The sequence below is a fragment of the Rhodoferax sp. genome (assembly GCF_014859475.1).
Lineage (GTDB): Bacteria > Pseudomonadota > Gammaproteobacteria > Burkholderiales > Burkholderiaceae_C > Rhodoferax.
Genome location: NZ_JACUUE010000174.1, coordinates 1 through 5,238 on the forward strand (window position 1 = coordinate 1; position 5,238 = coordinate 5,238).

Genomic DNA, 5,238 nt, shown 5'->3' on the forward strand with positions numbered 1-5,238 from the left:
ACAATGCGCAGCAATTGCACAAAGCTGATGCCGCCGTCAGCGCCAGCACCACCGCCACCCAAACCAGCCGCAGTGGCTTCCAGCTCGGTGCTCAGGTCGGTGCCGCGCTCCAGGGCCTGGAGGATGGTTTCAGCGGTGGCGTCGGGGGCGGTCACGGCGCTGTCTTGCGCGGTGGGGCGCTGGTCGGACTCGGTTACGTTCTCGTCCAGACGCATGACCTGGCCTGGGGCCACGGCCAGCAAGCTGCCGTCGTCCATCAGGAGTTCGACTTGCACGTCGCCCACGGTGCGGATGGTTTCACCTTTTTGCAGGATGTCTCCGGCCTTGAGCTCGCGGCTGACGCCTTGCGCGTTGACTGCGAAGGCAGTGCCTGTGCCGGTGAGGGCTGCGACAGTGGCAATTTGGGCCATGATGATCTCCAGTTAAAAAATGGGGCCCGGGCAAATGTGCTCAGGGCTAACAAGGTATGGGCGCAGAGTAAGGCAATCAGCACCGCTTGGCTATTGGACTTAGGTACAAATTTTGGAGGCTCGAATGGACGAATGAAGTCTTCCCGACCAAGGGGACACCTGCCGCATAGACACCGATTCAGTCAACTTACAGAATCCCGCTTCAGCACATTCCGGGTAAATTCCAAAAACTCACCCAGGTGCAGGGTGATGACATCCACCAGGATCGGAAGCAGCAGGCTCTGGTAGTTGTGCACTGCAATGTTGCGAAACGCAACCATTTTTTCAGCGCATCAGCCAATGGTTGATCTATCCAGTGACTGCGATGTCGCGCAGCAGTGGCGCTCTGGCTGTGTCGAGGTCGCTCTCGCTCCCCGCCTCATCCCGGAGCTGGCTACCGAAGGCGTAAACAGCCATCGCATTCGAAAACGCCGTGCAAATCATTGTCACAACGGGCCCATCGCTTGCCAGCAGAGTTTCTGTTGAAGATCGCATGGTTGCCTGATCAGTCACTTGAACACATGCCCGCAAAACGCGGCTAAACCAGGTCGTTGTCGTCGCCCGTGGGGAAAAGTTGCAGCCGGTCGTTGAGGCTGGCGCGGGTTTCGCGCCGTTCGAGCAGCTTGGCCTGGGCCGCTTCGGGCAGGTCGGTGAACTGGATCACGCCGCGGGTGATGAGCACGTCGATCAGGTCTTCGAGCACGCGCGCCAGGCTGGTGTCGGTCTGGCTGAGCGCGCTGACTTTGTCGGGCTGGCTCATGGCTTGGGCTCCTCCGCGGGGTTGGGCGCTGGCTCAGGGGAGGCAGCCAGGCGCAGCACCAGTTGCAGGCGGTCACGCACGCCGAGTTTTTCAAAGATAGCACCCAGATGCGCCTTGACGGTGCGCTCGGAAATAAACATTTTGTCGGCCACTTCCTTGTTGGAGCGGCCGGCCGACACCGCGCGCGCCACCTGGGCCTCACGCGCTGACAAGAGGGTCCAGGCGTTGGGGCCGGTGTTGGGCGGGGTTGCCTCTGGCGCCTGCGCTTTGCTGACGGCCTGCCGAGCGGCCAGGGCGGCGTTGGTCGAGCCCACCAGGCGCTGCAGCAGGTCGGGGCCCACCCACAGGCCGCCATGCTCAATAACCAGCGCCACTTCTTGCAGCAGCGCGGGCACGCCGTAGGCATGGGTGTAGCCGCGCGCCCCGTCGCCAAGAGCGCGCAAGCCTTCGGCGGGCTCGGGCGCACCCGATAACAGAACCACGCGGGCGTCGGGCTTGGCTTGCAAGATTTGACGCAGGGCCTGCGGCCATTGGGTATCGGTAGTGCTCAGCCAGGCCAGGCTTTGCTCGGCGGACAGCTTGGGCAAGCGTGCCAGCAGGGCGTTGGCATCGAGCGGCACAATGTCTGCAAACGCCTCACGCAGGCGCTCGGGCAAGGTCGAGGCCATACTGGAGAGAAAGAAGTGTTGTGTACTCATCGTTCAGTCATCGCGTTGGACTTTGCACGCAGCACGGGTTTGAGCAAATAGGACAGCACCGTTTTTTTACCGGTCATCACATCCACCTGCGCCACCATGCCAGGAATGATGGGCAGGGTGGGCCCCAGACTGGGTTTGTGGGTGCGCACACGCACATGGTAGAACGCGTTGCCTTTTTCATCCAGCACCGAGTCGGCACCAATCAGGAAGACTTCGGCCTCCAGACCGCCGTAGATGGCGTAGTCGTAGGCGCTGAACTTGACCATGGCGGGCTGGCCAGGGCGCAGGAAGCCGATGTCTTTGGGTGTAATTTGCACCTCCAGAATCAGCGTGTCGTCGAGCGGCACCACTTCGAGCAATTCCTTGCCGGGCTGCACCACCGCGCCAATGGTGTTGACGAGCAGGCGCTTGACGGTGCCGCGCACCGGCGACTTGATGTCGGCCTGCTTGACCTTGTCTTGCAGCGCCACGCCGCCCTGTTCAAGGCTGGCGAGCCGGCTCATGGTCTCGGAGAGCTCGACGCTCATCTGGTTGCGGCTGGTGAGCTGAACCTCGCGAATCTTGCTGTTGGCTTCCTGGATAGCCGACTGCACCCGCGCAATTTGCGCCGTGGCCTGCTCGCGGTCGCCGCGCAGGCGGGCCATCTGCTGGTCCAACCGCATCATCTCGACTTCGGAAACAGCGCCGGTAGCCACCATGGGGCGCGTGGCGTTGATTTCCTGGGTCATCAGCGCAATGCTGCGCTCGGCCTGATTGCGCCGGGCCCGCACTTCGTTCAATTCTTGCTGGCGCTGCACCAACTGGCTTTGGTAGATGGATGTCTGGGCGCTGATTTCGGCGCGGCGCGACTCATACAGACGGCGCTCCTGTGCCACCACCTCGGGGGCGTCGCGCACTAATTCCGGCGGCGGATCGAAAGGGGTGCCGCGCGTGAGCGCCTCCAGCCGCAGCGCCTTGGCCTGCAAGGCGGTCTGGCTGGCTTGGCTCTCCATCAGGTTGGACACAAAACGGGTCGGGTCAACACGCAGCAGCAGTTGCCCCGCCTCCACAATTTGCCCCTCTTTCACCAGCAAAGCCTCAACCACGCCGCCGTCCACGCTCTGGATGATCTGCACCTGGCTGGTGGGCACCACCCGCGCCTCGCCGCGGGTGACTTCATCGATCTCGGCAAAGGCGGCCCAAACCAGCAGCAGCACCAGCACGGCAGCAGCCAGACGCAACAGACTGCGGGCGCGCAGCGGCTCCTGCTGCAGACGCGCCCAGTCGGCGTCACCGGCCCAGTCGAGGTCTTCTTTGATGTCAGTGGGCGTGAGCCGCCTGACCAAGGGGCCAAAGGTGTAATCGCCGGCCTTGCCGGCGTGCTCGATCAGCTTGCCGGTGCCGTCAAAGGCTTTTTTGGTAAACATAGCCATCAGGCGGCCTTTCCGATGCGCCCTTGGCGCAGCGCCGTAACCACCTGGTCCTTGGGGCCATCGGCCACGATGCGGCCACCATCCATGACGATGATGCGATCAGCCAGCTCCAGCAAAGAGGTGCGGTGGCTGATCAGAATGACGGTTTTGTCTTTTGCAAACTCGATGAGGCGGCGCTTGATGTCGTCCTCACTCGAAAAGTCCATTGACGAAGTGGGCTCGTCAAGCAACAGGATGGGCGGGTCGTTGATGACGGCGCGGGCAATGGCTACACCCTGGCGCTGGCCGCCCGACAAGGATTCACCGCGCTCACCCACCAGCATGTCGAAGCCTTTGGGATGCTGATTGACCAGGCTCAGGATGCCGCCAATTTCAGCCGCCTTGACAATGGCCGCGTCGTCGGCCGACGGTGCGCCCAAAGTGAGGTTTTCGCGCAGGCTGCCGTAGAACAGCATCACATCTTGCTGCACGTAACCGATCTGGCGCCGCAGTTCGGCGGGGTCGAGTTGGCGCAGGTCGATGCCATCGACCAGTACCGCGCCCTCTGAAGGCTGGTACAGCCCCAGAATGAGTTTCTCCAGAGTGGTCTTGCCCGAGCCAATGCGCCCCAGAATGGCGATTTTTTCGCCGGGCTTGATACTGAACGACAGCTTGCGCAGCGACGGCGCGGTCTGGCCGGGGTAGGTAAAGCTGACATCGCGGAATTCAATCGCGCCGTTGAGGCGGCCGCGGCTGATGAAGGTGGTGTCGGCCGGGCGCTCCACGTCGCGCGCCATCATTTCATTGAGCGACGTAAGCGCCGTGTCTGCGGTGTGGTATTGCACCAGCAAGCCCGCCACCTGCCCTACCGGTGCCATGGCGCGCGATGCCAGCATGGTGCAGGCAATCAGCCCGCCGAGCGTGAGCTCGCGCTCGGCAATCAGATAGACGCCGATGATGACGATGGACAGGTTGATGAACTGCTGCACAAAGGCCGAGGTGTTGCTGGCGGTGCTGGAGAGCAGACGCAACTGGGCACCGACACGGGCCAGCAGGGCGGCGCTTTTTTCCCACTTGCGCTGGATCGGCGCCTCGGCAGCCAGCGCCTTGAGGGTCTCGAAACCCACCAGCCCCTCGATCAGGGTGGCGTTGCGCTGGGCGCCGGCACGGTAGGTGGTTTCGGCCAGCTCGTGCATGCGGCCCTGCACGATCAGGGCGTAGAGCAGCATGACGCACGCGCCGACGCCCAGCGGGATCAGCATGTACCAACTGATCCAGGCAATCACCACCATAAAGATCAGCGCAAAAGGCAGGTCGATGAATGCCACCACCGTGGCCGAGCCGATAAAGTCGCGCACCGACTCGAAGGCGCGCAAATTAGAAGCAAACGACCCCGCCGAGGCCGGGCGCTGCTCCATGCGCATGCCCAGTACGCGCTCCATGATGAACGCCGACAGCTTGACGTCGGCCCGACTGCTGGCCAGATCAACAAAGCGCACGCGCATGGTGCGCAACACCAGGTCGCTGATGAGCATGATCGACAAGCCCAGCGCCAGCACCCACAACGTCTCGAAGGCATGGTTGGGCACGACACGGTCATAGACGTTCATGATGAACAAAGGCATGCCAAGGGCAAAGGTATTGGCCAGCAGGGCGGCCAGCAGCACATCCCGGTAAAGCGGTGTGCTCTCGGCAATGACACCCCAGAACCAATGGCCGTGGCGGCCAGCGCGCACCTTGGGCGTGCGCGCGTCGTAGCGCTGGGTGGGCCTGGCATAGATCACGGTGCCGAGGTAGTCGGCCTCCAGCGTGGCCAGCGGCACGCTGACAGCGGATTCATGCAACTCGGGATAGATCACCTGGACCTGGTCGCGCTGCGCATTGAAGCCCAGCACCACACAAGCCCGTTCGTCTTGCAGCAGCACCACGGCAGGGAGCAG

6 protein-coding genes are annotated in these 5,238 nt (G+C 62.8%); all 6 read right to left on the reverse strand.

Annotation, left to right across the window (positions count from 1 at the left end):
* A partial coding sequence (locus tag IBX54_RS12180; RefSeq protein ID WP_296542922.1) for a retention module-containing protein occupies positions 1-410 on the reverse strand: 410 nt, incomplete at its 3' end.
* Positions 411-592: 182 nt separating this feature from the next.
* A complete protein-coding gene (locus IBX54_RS15260; protein WP_367141837.1) occupies positions 593-730 on the reverse strand; it encodes a HepT-like ribonuclease domain-containing protein in 138 nt (45 codons plus the stop codon).
* Between the two features lie 257 nt (positions 731-987).
* Positions 988-1,209: a hypothetical protein gene (locus tag IBX54_RS12185; RefSeq protein WP_296542923.1), complete on the reverse strand. Its 222-nt coding sequence runs from the start codon at positions 1,207-1,209 to the stop codon at positions 988-990.
* Complete coding sequence (locus IBX54_RS12190) at positions 1,206-1,907, reverse strand: DNA-binding response regulator (protein ID WP_296542924.1); 702 nt, start codon at positions 1,905-1,907, stop codon at positions 1,206-1,208. The genes IBX54_RS12185 and IBX54_RS12190 overlap by 4 nt, the downstream gene beginning before the upstream one ends.
* A complete protein-coding gene (locus tag IBX54_RS12195; protein WP_296542925.1) occupies positions 1,904-3,319 on the reverse strand; it encodes an HlyD family type I secretion periplasmic adaptor subunit in 1,416 nt (471 codons plus the stop codon). Before IBX54_RS12195 ends, IBX54_RS12190 begins: the two co-directional genes overlap by 4 nt.
* On the reverse strand, positions 3,319-5,238 hold a 1,920-nt coding region (locus IBX54_RS12200; protein ID WP_296542926.1), incomplete at its 5' end, for a type I secretion system permease/ATPase. The genes IBX54_RS12200 and IBX54_RS12195, both read right to left, overlap by 1 nt.